Origin of the sequence: Maribacter spongiae (assembly GCF_047345125.1) — a bacterium.
Classification (GTDB): Bacteria; Bacteroidota; Bacteroidia; order Flavobacteriales; family Flavobacteriaceae; genus Maribacter.
On sequence record NZ_JBLFEQ010000002.1, the window covers coordinates 52,341 to 74,405 of the forward strand.

20 protein-coding genes are annotated in these 22,065 nt (G+C 40.2%); 13 read left to right on the forward strand and 7 right to left on the reverse strand.

Going from position 1 to position 22,065, the window contains the following annotated elements; genetic code table 11:
- Positions 1-22 precede the first annotated feature (22 nt).
- The 4 genes from mreC to rodA are packed head-to-tail and all read left to right on the forward strand — an operon-like array spanning position 23 to position 4,481.
- Complete coding sequence (gene mreC, locus ACKWB9_RS02835) at positions 23-844, forward strand: rod shape-determining protein MreC (protein WP_414001476.1); 822 nt, start codon at positions 23-25, stop codon at positions 842-844.
- Complete coding sequence (locus ACKWB9_RS02840; RefSeq protein ID WP_414001477.1) at positions 834-1,343, forward strand: rod shape-determining protein MreD; 510 nt, start codon at positions 834-836, stop codon at positions 1,341-1,343. Before mreC ends, ACKWB9_RS02840 begins: the two co-directional genes overlap by 11 nt.
- Positions 1,340-3,208 carry a peptidoglycan D,D-transpeptidase FtsI family protein gene (locus tag ACKWB9_RS02845; RefSeq protein WP_414001478.1) on the forward strand — a complete coding sequence of 623 codons (1,869 nt, stop codon included), beginning with the start codon at positions 1,340-1,342 and terminating at the stop codon, positions 3,206-3,208. The genes ACKWB9_RS02840 and ACKWB9_RS02845 overlap by 4 nt, the downstream gene beginning before the upstream one ends.
- Positions 3,198-4,481: a rod shape-determining protein RodA gene (gene rodA, locus ACKWB9_RS02850; protein WP_414001479.1), complete on the forward strand. Its 1,284-nt coding sequence runs from the start codon at positions 3,198-3,200 to the stop codon at positions 4,479-4,481. Before ACKWB9_RS02845 ends, rodA begins: the two co-directional genes overlap by 11 nt.
- Here rodA and ACKWB9_RS02855 read toward each other — a convergent pair.
- The gene (locus tag ACKWB9_RS02855) at positions 4,478-5,290 is read right to left on the reverse strand and encodes a DNA/RNA non-specific endonuclease (RefSeq protein WP_414001480.1); all 813 of its coding nucleotides are present in this window, start codon (positions 5,288-5,290) and stop codon (positions 4,478-4,480) included. The genes rodA and ACKWB9_RS02855 overlap by 4 nt on opposite strands.
- Positions 5,291-5,382: 92 nt before the next feature.
- Here ACKWB9_RS02855 and msrB point away from each other — a divergent pair, with 92 nt between their 5' ends.
- Entirely contained in the window at positions 5,383-5,841 is a 459-nt protein-coding gene (gene msrB, locus ACKWB9_RS02860; RefSeq protein WP_414001481.1) for a peptide-methionine (R)-S-oxide reductase MsrB, read from the forward strand.
- Complete coding sequence (gene msrA, locus ACKWB9_RS02865) at positions 5,834-6,373, forward strand: peptide-methionine (S)-S-oxide reductase MsrA (RefSeq protein ID WP_414001482.1); 540 nt, start codon at positions 5,834-5,836, stop codon at positions 6,371-6,373. The genes msrB and msrA overlap by 8 nt, the downstream gene beginning before the upstream one ends.
- A 57-nt stretch (positions 6,374-6,430) precedes the next feature.
- Here the strand turns inward: msrA and ACKWB9_RS02870 are convergent, their stop codons facing one another.
- The gene (locus ACKWB9_RS02870; RefSeq protein WP_414001483.1) at positions 6,431-8,581 is read right to left on the reverse strand and encodes a carboxy terminal-processing peptidase; all 2,151 of its coding nucleotides are present in this window, start codon (positions 8,579-8,581) and stop codon (positions 6,431-6,433) included.
- A 189-nt stretch (positions 8,582-8,770) separates the two neighbouring features.
- Here ACKWB9_RS02870 and surE point away from each other — a divergent pair, with 189 nt between their 5' ends.
- From surE to ACKWB9_RS02895, 5 genes are all read left to right on the forward strand, one after another.
- Positions 8,771-9,550, forward strand: a complete 780-nt coding sequence (gene surE, locus ACKWB9_RS02875) for a 5'/3'-nucleotidase SurE (RefSeq protein WP_414001484.1) — start codon at positions 8,771-8,773, stop codon at positions 9,548-9,550.
- On the forward strand, positions 9,543-9,827 hold the full coding sequence (locus ACKWB9_RS02880) for a hypothetical protein (RefSeq protein WP_414001485.1): 285 nt from the start codon (positions 9,543-9,545) through the stop codon (positions 9,825-9,827). Before surE ends, ACKWB9_RS02880 begins: the two co-directional genes overlap by 8 nt.
- A gap of 27 nt (positions 9,828-9,854) precedes the next feature.
- Positions 9,855-10,973 carry a lipid-A-disaccharide synthase gene (gene lpxB, locus ACKWB9_RS02885; protein WP_414001486.1) on the forward strand — a complete coding sequence of 373 codons (1,119 nt, stop codon included), beginning with the start codon at positions 9,855-9,857 and terminating at the stop codon, positions 10,971-10,973.
- A 104-nt stretch (positions 10,974-11,077) separates the two neighbouring features.
- Positions 11,078-11,644 (forward strand): C40 family peptidase, encoded by a 567-nt coding sequence (locus ACKWB9_RS02890; protein WP_414001487.1) that lies wholly within the window; start codon positions 11,078-11,080, stop codon positions 11,642-11,644.
- 1 nt (position 11,645) lies between these two features.
- Entirely contained in the window at positions 11,646-13,670 is a 2,025-nt protein-coding gene (locus ACKWB9_RS02895) for a ComEC/Rec2 family competence protein (protein ID WP_414001488.1), read from the forward strand.
- Here ACKWB9_RS02895 and ACKWB9_RS02900 read toward each other — a convergent pair.
- Both ACKWB9_RS02900 and ACKWB9_RS02905 read right to left on the reverse strand, forming a co-directional pair.
- Positions 13,667-15,199, reverse strand: coding sequence for a peptide MFS transporter (locus ACKWB9_RS02900; protein WP_414001489.1), 1,533 nt, complete (start codon positions 15,197-15,199; stop codon positions 13,667-13,669). The two genes, ACKWB9_RS02895 and ACKWB9_RS02900, sit on opposite strands and share 4 nt — an antisense overlap.
- 25 nt (positions 15,200-15,224) lie before the next feature.
- Complete coding sequence (locus ACKWB9_RS02905) at positions 15,225-17,453, reverse strand: S9 family peptidase (protein WP_414001490.1); 2,229 nt, start codon at positions 17,451-17,453, stop codon at positions 15,225-15,227.
- 166 nt (positions 17,454-17,619) lie between these two features.
- Here ACKWB9_RS02905 and ACKWB9_RS02910 point away from each other — a divergent pair, with 166 nt between their 5' ends.
- Both ACKWB9_RS02910 and ACKWB9_RS02915 read left to right on the forward strand, forming a co-directional pair.
- Complete coding sequence (locus tag ACKWB9_RS02910; protein WP_414001491.1) at positions 17,620-18,939, forward strand: hydroxymethylglutaryl-CoA reductase, degradative; 1,320 nt, start codon at positions 17,620-17,622, stop codon at positions 18,937-18,939.
- Complete coding sequence (locus ACKWB9_RS02915) at positions 18,939-19,847, forward strand: GYDIA family GHMP kinase (protein WP_414001492.1); 909 nt, start codon at positions 18,939-18,941, stop codon at positions 19,845-19,847. Before ACKWB9_RS02910 ends, ACKWB9_RS02915 begins: the two co-directional genes overlap by 1 nt.
- A 41-nt stretch (positions 19,848-19,888) precedes the next feature.
- On the opposite strand, the gene ACKWB9_RS02920 is transcribed toward ACKWB9_RS02915, so the two are convergent.
- The 3 genes from ACKWB9_RS02920 to accC all read right to left on the reverse strand — a co-directional run bounded on the left by ACKWB9_RS02920 (position 19,889) and on the right by accC (position 22,006).
- The gene (locus ACKWB9_RS02920; protein WP_414001493.1) at positions 19,889-20,185 is read right to left on the reverse strand and encodes a hypothetical protein; all 297 of its coding nucleotides are present in this window, start codon (positions 20,183-20,185) and stop codon (positions 19,889-19,891) included.
- Between the two features lie 16 nt (positions 20,186-20,201).
- Positions 20,202-20,432 carry a hypothetical protein gene (locus tag ACKWB9_RS02925; RefSeq protein WP_414001494.1) on the reverse strand — a complete coding sequence of 77 codons (231 nt, stop codon included), beginning with the start codon at positions 20,430-20,432 and terminating at the stop codon, positions 20,202-20,204.
- A gap of 221 nt (positions 20,433-20,653) precedes the next feature.
- The gene (gene accC / locus ACKWB9_RS02930) at positions 20,654-22,006 is read right to left on the reverse strand and encodes an acetyl-CoA carboxylase biotin carboxylase subunit (RefSeq protein WP_414001495.1); all 1,353 of its coding nucleotides are present in this window, start codon (positions 22,004-22,006) and stop codon (positions 20,654-20,656) included.
- Positions 22,007-22,065: the final 59 nt, after the last annotated feature.

Genomic DNA, 22,065 nt, shown 5'->3' on the forward strand with positions numbered 1-22,065 from the left:
GTAGTTGAAAATTTAGAGATGGATGCAACAGATTATAAATTTTCTGATTCGATATAAACTTTTTCTACTCTATACCTTTTTTCTATTCGTTTCCTTGGTTTTTACCTTTCAGTCCCATTCGTACCATCAATCCAAATTCTTAAATTCCGCAAATTATATTTCCGGGAGTATTTATGAAACTTCGGATAATATCACCTCCTATTTTGGCCTTAGGGAGGAAAACCAAAGTCTTTTAAAAGAAAATGAGCAGTTACGATTTCAATTGTACAATCAAAAAAACAAAGGACAATCTACCGCAGATTCAACCCGATCGGCATATACGGTCATAAAGGGAAGGGTAATCAACAACAGTTATGCGGCACAGCGGAACTACATCACCATCAATAAGGGTAAAAGAGACAGTATTGCCCAGGATATGGGCGTCATTACGGACAAAGGTATTCTTGGTATTGTGGAAAACACGTCCAACAACTTTGCTACGGTACAAAGTATTTTAAACGAAAAATCCAACATCAATGCCAAAATCAAAAATTCAAATCACTTTGGTTCCCTAATTTGGAATACGGAAGGTTATGACAGGGTCCAATTGGTAGATATACCGAGGTTGGTACCCCTCAATATAGGTGATACCATTGTTACCGGGGCCATGAGCAGTATATTCCCGGAGAATGTCCCGATCGGTGCCATCGCAAAATTTGATCTGGACCGATCTAAAAGTTTTTATTCTATAGATGTAGCTCTTTTTAACGATATGACCAATATCAAAAATGTATACATCATCAAAAATTTAAACAGGCAGGAAGTCCTGGAATTGGAAGCAGAAACCCAATCTAATGATCAGTAGTTCTTTTTTCACGAATATTTTGAGGTTTTCGTTACTGATCCTAATACAGGTCCTGGTCTTCAATAAATTAAACTTTTTTGGGTTTATCAATCCTATGGTGTATGTTCTCTTTTTATATTGGTATCCTATAAAGGAAAATAGAACCACCTTTATTGCCATAAGTTTTTTGTTGGGCCTGCTTATAGATATTTTTTCGGATACGTTGGCCATCAATGCGGCCGCAACCGTGACCATCGCTTATATTAGACCCACAATAATGAGATTCATTTTTGGTGTAAATTATGAATTTCAAAGTTTTAAGTTAAACAACGCGACCAAAGCACAACAATTTACGTTTTTGGCGTTATTAATTGTAATACACCATGTTGTGTACTTTACATTGGAAATTTTCAGCTTTACCAATACCTTAATGATATTAAAGAAAACATTGGTGACAGGATCGGCTTCTTTAATTTTATGTTTGTTGTTCAGCACTCTTTTTAGCACCCGAAAAGAATGAGAAAAATTCTTTTATCGTCCATCATTATAATCATTGGAATAACTTTTCTGAGCAGATTGTCCTATTTGCAGATTTTTAGTTTTTCCGCAGATCAAGTATTGGAAGATCCAGCTATCAAAGCCATTTACGACTATCCTGAACGCGGGTATATTTATGACCGGGACGGTAAACTTTTGGTAGGGAACGACCCAGCGTACGACGTTATGGTCATCCCAAGGGAAGTTAAGCCATTGGACACTATAGAGTTCTGTGGGCTATTGAATATCAGCAAAGAAAAATTCGTAGAAAAATTGCGTAAAGCAAGGGTATATTCCCCCCGGTTACCCTCGGTTTTAGTCCCGCAACTTTCTAAAGAGGACTATGCCGGGCTACAGGAAAAGATGCGAAAGTATGAGGGGTTTTATATTCAAAAACGCTCTTTGCGCTATTATGACACTAAAAGTGCCGCCAATGTGCTAGGATACATCAGTGAGGTCAATGAAGCGGATCTGGCCAAAAACAAATACTACGTACAGGGCGAACTCAAAGGCAGAACGGGAGTAGAACGTTATTATGAAGACATATTACGCGGTAGAAAAGGCGTGCAATACATCCAGAAGGATCGTTTTAACAGAGATATTGGGCCCTACAAAAATGGTGCATTGGACACACTGCCGGAACAAGGCAAACAGATAAGCCTTACGTTGGATAAGACTTTGCAGGAATATGGAGAATTGTTAATGAACGGTAAACGAGGGGGTATTGTCGCCATTGAACCATCATCCGGAGAAATATTATCCATGATTTCGGGCCCTACTTATGACCCTTCCCTTTTGGTGGGCAGACAACGTTCCAAAAACTATACCCGATTGTATTATGACACGATCGCCAATCCTACTTGGGATCGTTCCATTCATGCACAACAGCCTCCGGGATCTCCCTTTAAAACATTAAATGCATTGATAGCCCTGCAAGAAGGTGTTATGAACAAATTTTCTAAAATACGTTGCTATAATGGGTTTTATGTAGGAAAGAAGAAAAAGGGATGCCATTGTGGTGGTGGAATCCGTAATATGAACAGCGGTATTTACCTTTCCTGCAATGCCTATTTTGCCGGCACATTCCGTAAAATATTTGAAAAATACAATACCACGGATGAAGGTATGGATGTGTGGGAAAAGCACATGAAAAGTTTTGGCCTCGGAAATTATTTAGGCTATGATCTGCCTTTTGGCCAAAAAGGACGGATACCGAACAAAGCGTACTATGACAAGTGGTACGGGGACAATCGTTGGAGTTCTTCCTTTATCATATCCAATGCCATAGGCCAGGGAGAAGTTTTGGCCACCCCTGTCCAATTGGCCAATATGACGGCCGCAATCGCCAACAGGGGTTATTTTTTTACGCCCCATGTCCTAAAAAAAATAGAAGGAAAGGAAATTACCAACCCCAAGTTTACCGAAGCCAAGCATACTACTATAGACCCCGAACATTTTGAACCGGTAATTCAAGGAATGGCAGCGGTATATAAAAAGGGAACGGCCAGATGGCTTCAAATCCCCGGGGTTAATATTGCCGGGAAAACGGGAACTGCTGAAAATTTCACTAAAATTGACGGTGTTCGCACCCAATTGACCGATCATTCCGTTTTCGTGGCCTTTGCTCCTATTGAACGGCCTAAAATTGCCATTGCCGTATATATTGAAAACGGGTATTATGGCTCAAGATACGCTGGGCACATTGCTTCGCTCATGGTAGAAAAATATATCAAGGGAAAAATTACCCGAACAGATCTGGAGAAAAAGATGCTGGAAAAAACCTTGGAACGTGAATATGCCAAACCATATAGTGGGGAAGCGTTCGAGATAAACGAATATGTCTGGTAGAAGTGTCTTTAAACGTATAGACTGGTTATCGGTCATGCTCTATTTGTCCCTGGTCTTTATTGGTTGGTCCAATATTTACTCCACTACATTTACCGAAGCGGATGAATCCATTTTTAATTTTGGCATGCTGCATGGCAAACAGCTCTTTTTCATTGGTGTAAGTTTTGTGGCCATCCTGATTATTATGGCTTTGGAAGTGAACTTTTACGAACGTTTTTCAAGTGTTTTCTATTTACTGTCCATGCTGTCCCTTTTAGGGCTTTTCGTATTTGGAAAAACAATTGCCGGTGCCACCTCCTGGTACGACCTCGGCTTTTTTAATTTACAACCTTCCGAACTTGCCAAAGTAGCAACGGCATTGGCATTGGCCAAATATCTAAGTGATATCCAAACCGATATCAAGAGGAGAAAAGATCAATTGTATGCCATAGTAATACTACTTATTCCTGCATTGCTTATTATACCTCAGCCCGATCCGGGAAGCGCCTTGGTATTTTTTGCCTTGGTGTTCGTTGTTTTCAGGGAAGGCCTGCCTTTATTTTATTTGGCCATAGGCCTTGGTTTGATCTTGATATTTGTAACCACTTTAATGTTCGGTACTATTTGGGTGGCTATTGGTTTGGCCTTACTCATCGTATTTTTATTCGGATTGAAAAGGAAATCCTATAAGGTCCCTATTTTTCCTTTGGTCGTTATAGCGATCATTACCCTGTTTTTTTCCCTGTCCGTCAACTTTGTTTTTAACAATGTTTTTGAACAGAGGCATAGGGATCGTTTTAGCCTTTGGCTGCGCCTGGAAAAAGACCCTGCCAAACTGGAACAGATTAGAAAAAACATCGGTTACAATACTTATCAATCTGAAAAAGCCATTGAGTCAGGTGGGTTTTTCGGAAAAGGTTATTTGGAAGGAACAAGGACCAAAGGGGATTTTGTACCGGAACAGCACACAGATTATATATTTAGTACAGTGGGAGAGGAATGGGGATTTTTAGGAACGGCTACCGTTATCATCCTTTTTTCAGTTTTATTCTTACGGTTGATTTCCCTGGCGGAACGCCAAAAAAACCCTTTTGCCAGAATGTATGGCTATGGGGTCATTTCTATCTTATTCGTTCATTATTTCATCAATATCGGTATGGTGATCGGGGTGTTGCCCACGGTTGGTATTCCATTGCCCTTCTTTAGCTACGGTGGATCTGGATTGTTATTTTTCACCATTTTATTGTTTATCTTTCTAAAGTTGGATACCAATAGATTAAAGGAAAGTTTTTAAAACTTCCAGTTTTCCAGACTGTTCTTACTTTCAAATTCTTCTTGTCGTTTTTTATCCAATCTGTAAAAAAAATCGATTCCCGTTAATTCTTCTATCTTATCAAGGGGAACGGTAAAGGTTTTCAACGGTGATGCTTTTTCTCTGCCGGCCATTAAAAAACCGATAACTTCCAAATCTTCCTTATCTCCCTTTGCAACGATCTTGTAAAAGTATTTTGGCACATCCACACCTTCTTCCCCAATTTCATCCAAACCCTTCTCCAAAACACCTCCGGTAATTACATATAGTTCTCCATACCGTCTCGTCCAAGAACGGATCTGCGCTTCCAACCGGTTCCAAATGCCCGCATTAAAATCCCTGTTCTGGGGACTTATATTACTGGTATAAAATGTCTCGTTATACGCCTGTTCGGAAAACCTACGATCTCCTGCCGGGCACAAATGCCCCCTATCATAACCAGAACCTTTGTAGTTCCGCCAATCCGCGGACTTGGTCTTTACCCAAGGATCCTCTATAAAATAGGGGCGTTTCCGGTCGTCATATGTTAGGTGCTCTCTTTTAAGTATATAGGCCACCCATTCCGCTTGTTCAAAAGGCTCGTTATAGGACAGGGAATAATGGGAATGATGCACGACCTCACCGGTAGTGGAAAACGGTAAAAAGGTTTCAGGAAAAGTACTTTCTTTATTTGATTCCGTATTATCGGAATAGATGCTGGGCGTATAAAAGTTCTCAAAAACCCAGAAACTCAATACACAAATGAGTATCATACCTGTATAAATAGCCCTATCTTTTTTATAGTTCCCCATCGTTCAAATTTAACTCAATTTTGTAAGAACTATCGATATATACCGACTGACCTCCGGTAAGAAAAACCTAAAACAGGAAAGGAAAAATTATCATGTTAACTTGGAAAGATGTCATCCATTTTTCGGTAAACGGAAACCCGGAACCGGATAGGAGAGTAGAAAAATCAGAAAACGAATGGAAAGAAATCCTAACCCTGGAGCAATTTAGAATAACCAGAAAAAAAGGAACGGAAGCTCCTCATTCGGGAGCACTGTGCAGTGTTTATGATGCCGGAAAATATGCTTGTATCTGTTGCGGTACGGAACTTTTTGATGCTACCATAAAATTTGAATCGGGAACCGGTTGGCCCAGCTTCACCCAACCCATTAAGGAAAATGCCATTAAATATTATAAGGACACTTCTTTTGGTATGATCCGGGTAGAGGTGCTTTGTAATACGTGCGATGGGCATCTAGGCCATGTTTTCCCAGATGGGCCGGAACCAAGTGGACTACGATATTGTATCAATTCCGAGTCCATGCAGATGGTCAAGGAAGAACCCCATGGATAAGCCAGCTATTGGGAACGCCACCGTAGGCGGTGGATGTTTTTGGTGTACCGAAGCTATTTTTCAAGAAATAAAGGGGGTCTTAAACGTAGTCAGTGGCTATACGGGAGGCAAAGTCCCCGGCAAACCCACTTACAGGGAAATCCGCTCCGGACTAACGGGTCATGCGGAAGTGGTACAAATAACTTATGACCCTTCGATAATCGACTATACCGATATTCTTATCATTTTTATGACAACACACGATCCTACAACTTTAAATAGGCAAGGTGCGGACGTGGGAACACAATACCGTTCCGCAATCTATTTTCACAGTGATAATCAAAAAAAAATCGCCCAAAACGTATTGAAAGAAATGGACCATTTTTATGAAAATCCCATTGTTACAGAATTAAGCCCTTTGGGCATTTTTTACGAAGCGGAAGATTATCACCAAAATTATTATAGGAGCAATACCACCCAAGGTTATTGCCAAGTTGTTATAAACCCCAAACTTTCAAAACTAAGAAAGTTACATGCCGAGAAGCTAAAATAAACGAAAAACCCGTTCCAGAAGGAGCGGGTTTTTCGTTTATATCGTTATATGGATTTTCTAGCTTTTTACACTGGCCAATTTTCTATTGCCCTTATTTTTAATATTGTTCAATTTTAAATCCTGTAAAACGTTTACGGCTTCTTCTACATATACGTCTTTAGCCAAATTTTTGTGCCAGCGATTTCTTTTGTCCCTTAAAATGGAATCCTTGGTAAATAATTCCTCTTCATATTTCAATGATTTGAACGTAAGTTTGGAATCGTATTTGGAAAGATTTTTAAAGTAGTTGGATCTTTCTTTGTCCTTGTCCTTTTCTTCCCGATAGGTATTATAATTTAAAGATATCACTGTCTCATCCTGTTCCGCCTTCAACCATTTTGCATTCTCCTCTATTAATTTGATCTGTGGGTTGGCCGCCATTCTAGCCTTGCTATTGGCTATGGTCTGTTCATAATCTATATACCCTTCCCAAATTTTGTAATTCGCTGGTGTAATCTTATCCCATTTTAAAGGATTGGACTGGTCTCTTTCACCAAGATCAATGTAACTGTATTTGTCCGGAACCACCACATCACTCTTAACTCCTTCCAATTGTGTAGAACCACCATTGATCCTATAGAACTTTTGTGTCGTTAATTTAATGGCACCCAGATCCCCATGGTCATTACTACGGACAATATTATCCAAGGGAATCACATTTTGTACGGTTCCCTTACCAAAGGTCTGCTTGCTCCCAATTACAATAGCTCTTTTATAGTCCTGCATGGCAGCGGCCAAAATTTCCGATGCAGAAGCCGAAAGTTCGTTCACCAAAATCACCAAAGGCCCGCCCCACTGTATCCTTTCATCCTTATCATCATAAACTTCTTTGTTCTTGTTTCCGGAGCGAACCTGGACTACGGGGCCATCTTTAATGAACAACCCTGCCATTTCCACAACCGTTTTAAGAGAACCTCCACCATTGTCCCGCAAATCCAGAATAAGCCCTTCAACTCCTTCTCGCTTTAAGCGTTCCACTTCCTTGGCAACATCGCTTGCTGCATTTCTTTTGCTATAATCTTCAAAATCCACATAGAATTTAGGAAGATTGATCAATCCGTATTTATTATCCCCTTTAATAATATTGGCAGATTTGGCAAAGGATTCCTCTAATTCGACCACATCCCGGGTAAGTGAAATTTCTTCCAAAGAACCATCCACTTTACGTATGGTCAAATTAACGATTGTACCCTGGGCTCCCTTTATTAATTTAATGGCATCGTCCAGACGCATACCCACTATATTTATAGATTCTTCTCCTTCTTGACCTACTTTCAGGATCTCATCCCCTACCTCTAGACGTTGGTCCCGCCATACCGGTCCTCCTGAAATAATCTCGGTTATTTTTACGCCTTCCGGCTTCTTTTGAAGCCTGGCCCCGATACCTTCAAACTTCCCCGACATGCTGGTATCAAATTTTTCCTTCTCATCAGGAGCAAAATAATAGGTGTGCGGGTCAAACTCGTCCACAATGGTATTGATGTATTGCACAAACCAATCTTTTCGTTCCAAATCGTCTATAAAATCAAAAAAATCGTTCAAAGTCGTCTCCGTGGATTTTCTGGACTCTTCCTCTGCTTCTTCAGGCGTATGGGCATCATGGTCATGATCATCAAAAAGATCTTTGGCATCCTTTTTCTCGGCATGCATAATCTTGGAATCATAGGTTCCCAATGTAGCATATTTCAATTGCCTTCTCCAACGTTCCTTTAAATCCTTTTTATTGGCAACGAAAGACTCTTCACCATATTTTATATTTATACTTTCATCCTGATCATAATCAAAAGGCGTTTTCAAAACTTCTTTATAAATTGCCTTCGCTTCTTCCATACGTTGCATTAATCGCTCATATACCAAATTGAAGAACGTAATGTCCGTATTCTTTATCTGATCATCCAATTGAAATTTGTATTGCTCAAAATCCGCAATATCCGTAGCCAAAAAATAGCGCTTGGTAGGGTCTATAACATCAATAAAATCCTCAAAAACATTTACCGAAAAATCATCGTCGATGTCTTTTGGTTCATAATGTCCTTTCTCCAAAACATAGGTAATCAAGTCCAAAAGCAATTTGTCCTTATCATCATTTTCAAAGGATTTTCGGGTAAAACTGCATGAAGCCACAGCTATGAGCATTACTATTAAAACGTAGGCTAAATTTCTTTTCATAAAACTTTCTTTTTTATCTTTTTTCAAAATCTGGAAATTTGAAACTTCCGTAGCATTGGCAGCTACCGGAATTCCCTAAGATAAAGAAAAAACCATGCCAATCAAGGACAGGGGAATTAATTTTTTGTTAAACGGCCCATCCGTTATATCCTTTTTAAAAACGTATTTTTACCCTGTAAAGTATATGATATGTCAAAACCTTTGATATTGGTGACCAATGATGACGGAATAACGGCCCCGGGGCTTCGTTCTTTGGTATCGTTCATGAAGGATTTGGGCGATGTTTTTGTGGTTGCACCGGATAGTCCACAATCCGGTATGGGACATGCTATTACATTGGACAGCACACTGTATTCCAAAAGAATAAAAATTGGCTCCGAAGCATCGGATACGAAAGAATATAGTTGCAGCGGCACCCCTGCAGATTGTGTAAAACTGGCTTTAAGGGAATTATTGCCCAGAAGGCCGGATATCTGTATAAGTGGAATCAACCACGGTTCCAATTCATCTATAAACGTGATTTATTCCGGAACCATGAGTGCCGCCATAGAGGCCGGTATAGAGGGTGTTCCGGCCATAGGTTTTTCATTGTGCGATTATAATTGGGATGCCGATTTTTCCCATACCGAGGATTTTATAAAAAAAATCGTGAACGAGGCCCTTGCCCACAAAATTCCCAAAGATGTCGTATTGAACGTAAATATACCCAACCTAAAAAAAGAGGAACTTAAAGGGATAAAAATATGTAGGCAGGCCAAGGCCAATTGGAAGGAAAAATTTGACAAAAGGACCAATCCCATGGGAAAGGACTATTATTGGCTTACCGGGGAGTTTGAATTATTGGACAAAGGTGAGGATACCGATGAATGGGCATTGAGCAACGGATATATTTCCATTGTTCCCACACAATTTGACCTCACGGCCCATCACGCTATTCAGGATATCAATAATTGGAGTTTAAATGAATAATAAGAAAGAACTTGCCATTGGATTTTTAGTTGGTCTTATTGCCAATATTATGGGAACATTGCTGTACATTTTGTTGTTTTCTGACCTCAATATTTTAGAAACTTATACGGCGGCCGTGGAACAAGGGCACGTTGGCAGTTTATTGGCATTGGGCGCCATTTTAAATTTATTGGCGTTTTTCGGGTTTTTAAGAATTAAAAGGGACCAAAGGGCCAAAGGAGTCCTTATTGCCACTTTACTTACCGCCTTGGCAATCCTTTATTATAAAGTTTTTTAAAATCGAGTTAAAACTGATTCGGGAGGTATGAAATACTACATTATTGCGGGCGAGGCATCCGGCGACCTTCATGGTTCCAATCTGATAAAGGCACTAAAACTAGAAGATTCCCAAGCTAACATCCGTTGTTGGGGCGGTGATTTAATGGAGCGGGCAGGCGGCACTTTGGTCAAACACTATAAAGAAATGGCCTTTATGGGGTTTCTGGAGGTATTGCGAAACCTGAATGCCATTTTCAAAAATATCACCTACTGTAAGGATGATATTGAAGATTTTAATCCGGACGTAATCGTCTTTATCGATTATTCGGGATTTAATCTCAGGATAGCCAAATGGGCTAAAGAAAAGGGGTTTATAACCAATTATTATATTTCACCACAGATCTGGGCCTCCAGGGAAGGAAGGATTGAAAAAATAAAAAGGGATATTGACGCCATGTATGTCATCCTGCCTTTTGAAAAAGCATTCTACGAAAAAAAACATGGCTTTCCCGTTCATTTTATAGGCCATCCATTGATCGATGCCATCTCTGATCGGGATTATTTAGCTAAAAATGAATTTTGTAAAATTCATGATTTGGACGCTAACAGGCCCATTATTGCCCTTCTCCCTGGAAGTAGGAAGCAGGAGGTCCAAAAAATGCTAACGGTAATGCTATCCGTGATTCCCTCTTTTCCCGAGTATCAATTTGTCATAGCTGGTGCACCTAGTTTGGAAAAGGAATTTTATGTCCCATTCCTTAAAGATCCCAACGTAGGCTTTATATCCAACAAGACCTATGACCTTTTAAGTATTTCTTATGCGGCACTCGTTACCAGCGGTACGGCGACCTTGGAAACGGCACTTTTCAAAGTTCCTCAAATTGTATGCTATAAAGCCCATTGGCTATCCTACCAAATTGCCAAAAGAATCATTACCCTGGATTATATATCGCTCGTCAATTTAATCATGGGAAAAGAAGTAATAAGGGAATTGATCCAAAACGACTTAAACACGAACAACCTAAAACAGGAGCTTTCTAAAATATTGAACGGTCCATCAAGATCAAAAATCCTTGACTCCTATACTACGCTAAGGGAAAAATTAGGAGGGGAAGGAGCTAGTGAAAAAGCGGCATCACTTATTGCCTCGCAAGCTAAAAAATGAAGCTCGGGTAAACTTTTAATTTCCTTAAATCGATATGTTTAAGGGCGTTATCCGGAATAATTCTATAATTTTGATATTCAAGTATCTTATACATTACTTGATCCATGCGTAAACTATCCTATTTTTTTCTTCTTTTATGTATTGCCTGTGGTACGGGGAAAAAAAGCAAAACTTCCCAAAAGGACCGTACCGTATCGGTTGCTGCAGCGGACAAGAAACGTAAGGATATGGGCAACAGACCGGATAGGACCCCAGTACCTTTAAAAAGGCCCGTTTTAAAACACCTGTCAAAAACGGATGAAATCATCAATACCGCATTGACCTTCTCGGGAGTACGTTACAAGTTTGGAGGGACTACCAAAAAAGGAATGGATTGCTCGGGACTGTTGTATGTCTCTTTTGCCGAACACGATGTTAAACTGCCCCGAACTTCCATTCACATGGCGGAAGAAGGCAAAAAGGTCAGGATAAAGGAAGTCGTCAAAGGAGATTTGCTGTTCTTTAAAACGAATAGGCGTTCCAAAAGAATCAACCATGTGGGGATGGTAGTATCTATTGATAACGATGAAATTAAATTTATACACGCCTCCTCTTCCAGAGGTGTAACCATTTCTTCCCTACGCGACGGGTTCTGGAACAGTGCTTTTGTAAAAGCCACCCGAATACTATAGTATGAAGTTGCTGGACTTTGTACCTATAAAATTGGCCCTGGCCCTTATTTTGGGAATACTGATCGGGCATTTTTTTCAAATTCACCTTCCCATGGCCTTGGGACTAACAATATTGTTCCTTATCGGCCTTGGCCTTGTTTATTATTTTGAAAAGAAGGCCACATCGGTCCTGTTCGGAATTTTGACACTCCTTACTACAATTGCTTTGGGCATTTTTATAATGGTTCGGGCACAGCCCATTAATCATACATCCCATTACAGCCATTTAAACACTCAAGAAGCCGCACAATGGGAATTGAAAATTCTTGAAACCTTAAAACCCACATCTTTTTCAAAACGTTATATCGCCTCGGTAACAAAACTCCAAGACACTTTGGCTACCGGAAAACTAATGTTAAACTTTCCGTTGGACACTACCCTATCCGATAATTTAAAGGTAGATGATGAAATTGTAGTACACGCCAAAATAGAGGCCATAAAACCACCTTTTAACCCCCACCAATTTGATTACAGATCCTATATGGAAAAGCTGGGCATCTATCATCAAATGAAACTAAATAAGGGCGGATACGTAAAAAAGAAGAGGCCATCATCCACCATTTTGGGAATGGCCGAAAAAATTAGGGGCCATATAATCCGTTCGTTGAAAAAATACAATTTTGGAAAAAATGAACTGGCCATAATACAGGCATTGTTGTTAGGGCAGCGCAACGATATTTCAAACGACACCTATACGGATTACAAAGATGCGGGTGCCGTTCACATTCTAGCTTTATCCGGACTGCATATCGGTATTCTTTTATTCTTTATCAATTTTTTGCTCCGCCCATTGGAACGCCTTCCTAAAGGAAAAACGCTCAAACTAATTATTACGGTGTTCCTGCTTTGGGGATTTGCATTTATAGCTGGCCTATCCCCATCTATCATTAGAGCCTGTGCCATGTTTACATTTATCGCCTATGCACTGTACTTGAACAGGCCAAGCAACAATTTTAATATTTTGGCACTTTCCATATTGTTTATTTTACTATTTATAGATCCCGATCTTTTATTTCAGGTAGGGTTTCAAATGAGTTATGTAGCAGTCTTTGCCATAGTTTGGATCTATCCCTTATTCCAAAAGTTTTGGTTCCCAAAAAATAAGGTCATCCGTTATTTTTGGCAATTACTTTCCGTGAGTATTGCCGCACAATTGGGCGTGCTCCCCATTAGTCTTTTCTATTTTCATCAATTCCCCGGTCTGTTCTTTATCTCCAACGTATTGATCGTTCCATTTTTAGGATTCGTCTTAGGTATGGGAATACTGACCATCCTGCTTTCACTTCTCAACTACTTGCCGGACTGGCTAGTGCTGATCTTCAATAAAATTATCGGCATTATGAACACATTGATCCAATGGGTAGCGGAACAGGAGGCTTTTATTTTCAGGTCCATTTCTTTTGACAGTTTGCAATTATTGCTCTCCTACCTACTCATAATTTCATTGGTCCCAATGTTTGTCAAAGCCCATTTTAAAAGAGTCGGTTTTTTTCTTGTTTGCCTGCTCGGGTTTCAATCCTGGACCATTTACCAATTATACGAAGCGTCCCGCACAAAAGAGGTATTGATTCTACATCAAACCAAAAACACGGTTATTTTTAACAGAAATGGAAGGCATTTAAACGTGTTGTCCAATACCAAGAACGCTTTAGGGAATCTTATCCGTGATTACAAAATTGGAGAACGAATAGATTCCGTTTCGTTTGCACCGCTTAAGAACAGTTATACTATTGGCGATCGATCTCTGTTCATTTTGGACAGCACCGGTATTTATCCCGAACAGCCTACGGCAAATACCATACTGATTACGGGATCCCCAAAAATAAATTTAGATCGACTCATTACGACCCTACGGCCCAAGAACATTATTGCCGACGGGAGCAATTATAAATCCTATGTAAAACAGTGGAAAGAAACCTGTTTGCAACAAAAACTCCCTTTTCACCATACCGGCGAAAAGGGAGTTTATTATTTTAAATCCAACTAGTGTACGTTGCCCATTAATTTCTTGATCAGGGGGGAAGCCAGTAATACCAGCACCCCTGCACCTATCGAATAGTAAGCAATTAGTTCAAAACCATCTGTATAAACACTTAAAGTTTCAATACCGCCTACGTTCTTATCCGTACTTTCAATAGCTAGTTGTTTTCCAATAAAACCAACTACTTGAAATGCAAACGCAGAGGATAAAAACCACACTCCCATCATAAAGGCAACAATTCTTTTAGGGGACAGGTCAGTGATTTTTGAAAGCCCTACAGGTGACATAAACAGTTCCCCAACGGATAATAAAAAATACATTATCAACAAATAGGAAAAAGGAACCAAACCACTTTCGTTTGCGCTATTTCCGCTTATTGCCAATACATAAAAACTTATGCCCGCGAACAGAAGGCCCAAACCAAATTTATAAGGGGTCCTGGGGTTTTTATTGGCTTTGGACAATCTAGTCCATATCATGGATATGGGAATCGCCAGAATAATGATCCACATAGAATTAAGTGAGTTCGTCTGGGAAGCGGACATAATACCATCCAAATCTATATTCCTAGCCGCAAATAACGTTATCACGCTTCCCGAAAGTTCATGAAATCCCCAAAAAATGGTCATAAAAACCGTTATCAAAACAGCCACGAATAATTTCTTGCGCTCTTCGACCTTAGCTTTGTATATGATGTAGGCCAGATATAGCAAAATAGTAATCCCTATAAGCTTAAAAATTATATTCACAATATTCTGATCTTCAAAAAAAGTTCCATCAGAACCTAAAGATTTATATGACGATAATAGATATGATATTAGAGGGGCGGAGACTACCGCTAAAATCGGTATCAAATAGCGTTGTTTTATCCCCATCACCTTTTTATCGATATTGCCATTTATAGGTGGTAATCCTTTATCTCCAAAAACCCCTTTTTTAATTCCACTCCAAAAAAACAACAGTCCTGTAAGCATTCCTATCCCCGCTAATCCGAATCCATAATGCCATCCATATTTAGCGGCCAACCAACCGCAAAGTAAGGGTGCGACCCAACCACCAATATTTATACCCATATAAAAAATGGTAAATCCAGAATCTTTTCTTGCATCACCTTCATCATATAAGGTTCCCACAAAGGTGGAAATATTGGGTTTGAAAAATCCGTTCCCTACGATTATAAGGGATAGTGCCAAAAAGAAGGCAATATTATTTTCTATGGCCAGGACAAAATGTCCAATAGACATTAAAATACCCCCTAAGAAAATAGAATTTCTCATACCGATTATCGAGTCCGAAATTCTGCCGCCAATCACGGTTGATGCATAGACCAGTGATCCGTATGAAGCATAAACGGCAGCCGTTGCGTAATCCCTTTCCGCTAATGCCTCAAAAATCACCTGAACCATGTAAAGCGTAAGTAACGCTCGCATGCCATAAAAACTAAAACGTTCCCAGAGTTCGGCAAAAAACAAATAAAACAAACCTTTCGGATGGCCAAAAAGTTCTTTCTTATGTGCTGGTTTAGTATGTGTCATATTATAATTTTGGTCGGTTAGTAATTTATCCTTTAATGTTATTTGATTTCACCATGGGTTTTTCCCTTTCCTCGATTGTTGGCCTGTCCCTTAGGTTTTCATTCAGGAAATCGGTCATTTTATTATACAGATGAATCCGGGTATTGCCGCCATAAATGCCATGGTTCTTATCGGGATAAATGGCCCAATCAAATTGCTTATTGGCCTGTATTAATGCTTCTGCCATACGCATGGTATTCTGATTGTGTACATTATCATCGCCCGACCCGTGCACCAACAAATAATTTCCCTTTAAGCGTTCCGCATAGTGTAAGGGTGAATTTTCATCATACCCGCTTGGATTTTCCTGTGGGGTTTGCATATAGCGTTCCGTATAAATAGTATCGTAAAAACGCCATGAGGTAACGGGTGCTACGGCAATAGCCGCTTCAAATACATCATTGCCCTTTAAAATACAGTTGGTACTCATAAAGCCACCATAGCTCCAACCCCATATTCCCGTTCTATTTTCATCTATGTAACTTAATTGGCTTAGTTTTTCGGCAGCGGCTATTTGATCTTGAACCTCATATTTTCCCAATTCTTTCTGGGTAACCTTTTTAAAGTCCCGACCTTTGAATCCTGTACCTCTTCCGTCCACACAAGCCACAACATAACCTTCTGAAACCAATTTTTGATGCCAGTAATCATTACCGTTCATCCATTTATTGGCTACATTTTGAGAACCGGGGCCACTATATTGGTACATGAACAATGGATACTTTTTAGCAGGGTCAAAATCCGCCGGTTTGATCATGTACATATTCAGATCATTTCCGTTAACCGAAATCGTGGAAAACTCTTTGGGACTTAATTCATAGTTCTTTAGTCTTTCCAATAATCGTGAATTATCCCTAATATCCTTTACTTTTTTTCCTGTAACCGATTTATGCAACGTATAGGTATTGGGAATGACAGCACTGGAATACGTATTGATAAAATAGGTGAAATCCGAACTAAAATCTGCCATATTGGTTCCTTTTTCAGCAGCTAACGTTCTTTTGTTCTTTCCGTTGCTACCCACGCTATAGACGCCACGGTTTATAGAGCCGTTCTCCGTGGATTGATAATAGACCTTATCTTTATTTTGGTCATAACCATAGTATTGGGTCACTTCCCAATCCCCTTTGGTAATTTGGTTCATTAGCTTTCCTTCCTGATCGTACAGATAAATATGGTTCCACCCATCCCTTTCGCTTGTCCAGATAAAGCTATCGTCCGCCAAAAAGGTCAGATTGTCCGTAACGTCTACATACGCATTATCTTTTTCCTCCAACATCAGGGAAACGGAATTATCCTTTGCATCAACAGCGTGTAATTTCAAATTATTTTGATGCCTATTTAATGTCTGTACGCTCAAATATCCAGGGTTGTTCATCCATTTTATCCGAGGAATATAATATGGGGTTCCTAAATCTACTTTGGAAATGTCCCCGGATTTTACGTCCAGCATGTGTAATGAAACCAAAGCATTGGTTTCTCCCGCTTTTGGGTATTTGAATACCTCTTGATCCGGGTATAGGCCTTTGCCATACACATCCATAGAGAATTCCGGCACCTTGGTCTCATCAAACCGAAGGAAAGCGATCTTTGTACCATCGGCATTCCATGCAAACGCCTTTACAAAGGCAAATTCCTCCTCGTACACCCAATCCGTTACCCCGTTGATAATTTTATTCTTTATACCGTCTGTAGTGATCTGCCTTGTTTTGTTAGCGGCAAGGTCAAAAATATAGAGGTTATTGTTTGCCACATAAGCTACCTCTTTTCCGTTTGGCGATAGTGTAGGTTCCTGGATTTTAGTGTCGGATATCTTGGTCAGTCCTTTTGAGGCTACATCGTACACATAAAAAATACCCAGGGTAGACCTTCTAAAAACAGATTCTACCTCCGTAGCCAAAAGAATCTTACTTTCATCCCCATTGAACTCATAAGAAGTAAAATAGGGTAATGCCTCTAAATTGGCGGACGATACTATAGTCCCTATTTTTTCCTGTGAAGTATAATCATAGGTATCGATACTTGTGGTACGATTGGTCCTGTCAAAATTCAAAATGGTGTATTGCTTACCGTTTTTCATGGATCGTAAAGCATCCAAACCTTCCGTTCTAAAAGCATCTCCATATATTTCTTCAATGGTTATGCTCCTTTTCTGGCCGATCATAAAGTTGCTCAAACAAAGGAAACAAAGGGTTATTATGTGTGATTTTTTCATAAAATGATAGAATTTGTTAAATCTTTCAAGTTTACTACTATTTCTACAAAAAACCTCAATCCGACTAAAAAAAGAGCGCAATTTTAACGCAGATTTATAGGTCGATCGAATAAATGGCAATATGATTATCTTTATCCCTTAAAATCATGCCCAAAGATAGTCATACATGACCAAGCCAATACCTGGTTTTTCCAAACTCAGTAAAGAACAAAAGATAGATCGGATCGCTTCCCAATACACAAAAAATCCAGATCGGACCAGGGAAGTTTTACGCAACTATTGGAACACGGACAAAAAGCTTCAAAAGCTACATGATGAATTTATTGAAAACACGATTACCAATCTTTATTTACCCTTGGGTATCGCTCCCGGGTTTTTGATCAATAGCAAACCGTATGCCATTCCCATGGCCATTGAGGAAAGTTCCGTGGTAGCCGCGGCCAGTAAAGCGGCAAAATTCTGGTTTGACAAAGGAGGTTTTAAAGCCGAAGTTCTCGGAACGGAAAAAGTAGGACAGGTGCATTTTATATATAAAGGGGACGTTGACAAACTCAAAAAATTCATTGAAACGATTACTCCAAAGTTTCGATCGGATACAGAGACCCTAACTCAAAATATGTCCAAAAGAGGAGGGGGCATATCCACTATCCAACTTAGGGATCAAACCGAAAAACTACATAATTATTACCAGCTGCATTGCACTTTTGAAACTATGGATGCCATGGGAGCAAATTTCATCAATAGCTGCTTGGAACAGCTTGCTGCCACATTAAAAAGGGAAGCTCTTGAATATGTCGAATTTTCGGATATTGAAAAAGAAATAGAGGTGGTAATGAGCATTCTATCCAATTATGTACCCAATTGCCTGGTAAGGGCGGAGGTTAGTTGCCCGGTAAATGAATTGCGCATCCCTTCTGAAATTTCCCCAAAGGATTTTGCACGGAAAATGGTCCGGGCCATTGAAATTGCAAAAATAGAACCCTACAGGGCGGTAACGCACAATAAGGGAATCATGAACGGAATAGATGCCGTGATCCTGGCCACCGGCAATGATTTTAGGGCCGTGGAAGCGGGAATTCATGCCTACGCTTCAAAAAACGGCTCCTACGGCAGCCTTACCCATGCGGAAATCGAAAACGATATTTTTAGGTTTTGGATAGAAATCCCGTTGGCCCTGGGTACGGTGGGCGGCTTGACCAAATTGCACCCTCTGGTAAAATTGAACCTTGAAATATTAGGAAAGCCCACGGCCATGGAACTGATGCAAATTGTTGCCGTTGCCGGACTGGCCCAAAATTTCGCCGCCGTAAGTTCGCTCGTCACCACAGGCATCCAGAAGGGACACATGAAAATGCATTTGCTCAATATCTTGAACCAATTGGAAGCGAATGACGAAGAAAAGAAAACACTTACAAAACACTTTAAGGCCCGTGTAGTTACCCATAACGGTGTACTAAATGCACTAGAAACTTTGAGAAACGGGTAATGGCAAAGCAATTTTACAGTAATGGAAAATTATTGCTCACCGCAGAGTATGCCATATTGGACGGAGCGGAAGGGTTGGCCGTTCCAACAAAATTCGGTCAAAACCTAAAAATCGAAGAAGGCACTTCTGGAACACTTCACTGGATCAGCAAAGACGAACAAGGGCAAAATTGGTTCGAAGGCAATTATCATTTGAATACTTTTTCTGAAATAACCTCTTCGGACAGAGACGTTTCAAAAAACCTTATCGATATTTTTTTACGGACAAAAGAACTCAATCCAAATTTTTTAAAAAATAGTACTGGTAAAAAAGTAACGACCGAACTAAGTTTTCCAAGAAAATGGGGCTTGGGAACCTCTTCTACACTTGTCAATAATATTGCCCAATGGGCAGAAGTGAACCCTTTTGAATTATTACAAAAAACCTTTGGTGGAAGCGGATACGATATTGCCTGTGCACAGCATAACGGCCCTATCCTGTTCCATTTAAAAAAGGAAAGACCTTATGTCCGGAAAATTGAATTTAAGCCATCCTTTGCCCGTTCGTTGTTCTTCGTTTATTTAAATCAGAAACAAAATAGCAGGGCCGCTATAGCACATTATCAAAATTTGGGTCTCGATAAAGAAAAACTCATTTCGAAACTGAACGGATTAACACTACAAATCCTAAACTGTGATGATTTAAGTGATTTTGAACTACTGCTTTCACAACATGAGCAGGTGCTATCCAATGTATTGCAAACACCGCCCGTTAAAGAAAGATTGTTCCCGGATTACCCCGGTGCCATAAAAAGCCTTGGTGCTTGGGGGGGCGATTTTGTATTGGCCACGGGAAATGAAAATACACCCGGTTTTTTTAGGAAAAAGGGCTATTCAACGGTCATTCCCTATATGGATATGGTGCTATAAAAACATACGGATTTAAGGCACAGAATAGTAGGATCGGAAGTTTATTTATTCAATAGATTCTTGCCTTGTACCCTTAAAGTTGATGAGTTCGATGATACCCTTTCTGGGTTTGACCCTGTAGATGATATAGTTGTTCTTGTCCACCAAGCCTTTGTGGACGTTTTTATGTTTTCCCGTAGCCGAACAGATTTTCGGGTATTTCCTATACGCTCCAACAAATCCTTTAAGTTCCGTTCCAAGTTATGAATTTCCCTTACCGCCCATTTTTCTTCCAAATACGATATGGTCGTATCCAACCCTTTTTCAGCCCGTGGTGTCCAGACTATTTTCAATGCCATTTATCAAAGCGTCTCATTACGGTCTCATTAGCGGTATATTCTCCGTTATCCGCTTGTTTCGTTTCAACCCTGCTTCAATTTCAGCTTGCTCTTCCTTTGAGAGTTCACCCCACCAATCGGTCTGCTCTTCGTCGAACACTTTTTTGAGCTTTGTCAATATGCTTTCTTTTTGGGTTTGCAACAATAGGTGCATCAACTCCAGTTTTGTGGTTTCTATATTCATGACCTTTACCATATTTATACTCACAATAAAGATAATTTATATTTTATTGTCGTCTTGCTAATGTTTGCGACGCTCAATTTTGCCCAATCGATCTAAGGTACTTAATTGGCTCGTTACGTTAAACCTATTTTAGATCAAGTATAAATGTGTAAACTTATTTTAGGACGACTCACATATAAGGCATAGCACCTTACCATGGTAAAAGCAAACCATAAAAAAACTCCGGCAAATACCGGAGTCCTAATCTATACTTCTGGTTCGGGTTCCATTTCAAAATCGTTCATAAAGGCCGTAGTGTAGTTCCCGGCCAAATAATCCGGATGTTCCATCAACTGCCTATGGAACGGTATTGTGGTCTTTATACCTTCGATCACAAACTCGTCCAGGGCCCTCTTCATTTTATTGATCGCCTCTTCCCTGGTCTGGGCCGTGGTAATCAGTTTTGCGATCATGGAATCATAGTTGGGCGGTATAATGTAACCGCTATACACGTGCGTATCCATACGAATACCATGACCTCCCGGTGTATGCAATGTGGTTATCCTTCCCGGGGAAGGTCTAAAGTTATTATATGGATCCTCCGCATTGATACGGCACTCTATGGAATGTAATTTTGGTGTATAATCCTTTCCGGAAATAGGCACTCCGGCAGCTACCAAAATCTGTTCACGGATCAGATCATAATCTATGACCTGTTCGGTAATCGGATGTTCTACCTGTATACGGGTATTCATTTCCATAAAATAGAACTTCCTATGCTTGTCCACCAAGAACTCCACGGTTCCCGCTCCTTCATATTTTATATATTCGGCCGCTTTTACCGCTGCTTTCCCCATGGCATCCCGCAACTTATCGGTCATAAAAGGGGAAGGTGTCTCTTCTGTCAACTTTTGATGACGGCGTTGTACGGAGCAATCCCTTTCGGACAAATGACAGGCTTTTCCATATTGGTCACCTACTACCTGTATCTCTATATGCCTGGGTTCTTCGATCAATTTCTCCATATACATGCCTCCGTTCCCGAAAGCTGCGGTGGCTTCTTTTACCGCACTGTCAAAAAGCTCATCCATTTCCTCTTCCTTCCAAACGGCACGCATTCCCTTTCCACCACCACCGGCAGTAGCCTTGATCATAACGGGATATCCCATTTTTTTGGCTATTTTCTTGGCATCGGCTACATCTTTTAAGAGTCCGTCCGAACCGGGCACACAGGGTACTCCCGCCGCTTTCATGGTCGCTTTGGCCGTGGCCTTGTCACCCATACGGTCTATCTGATCGCCGGAAGCCCCAATAAATTTAATTGCATGTTCCGCACAGATCTTGGAAAACTTGGAATTTTCGGAAAGGAACCCGTACCCCGGATGAATGGCATCTGCATTGGTAATTTCCGCAGCTGCAATTATATTGGGAATTTTAAGGTAGGATTCATTACTGGGAGCGGGACCTATACATACGGCCTCATCGGCAAACCTTACATGAAGGCTTTCTTCATCCGCTTTGGAATATACCGCAACGGTCTTAATTCCCATTTCCTTACAGGTACGTATGACCCTTAAGGCTATTTCTCCCCTATTTGCAATAAGTATTTTCTTGAACATACTTTTTTAGTTTAAGAGTTTATGGTTTAGCAGTTTATTTGTTTGAAGGTGTTGCATCA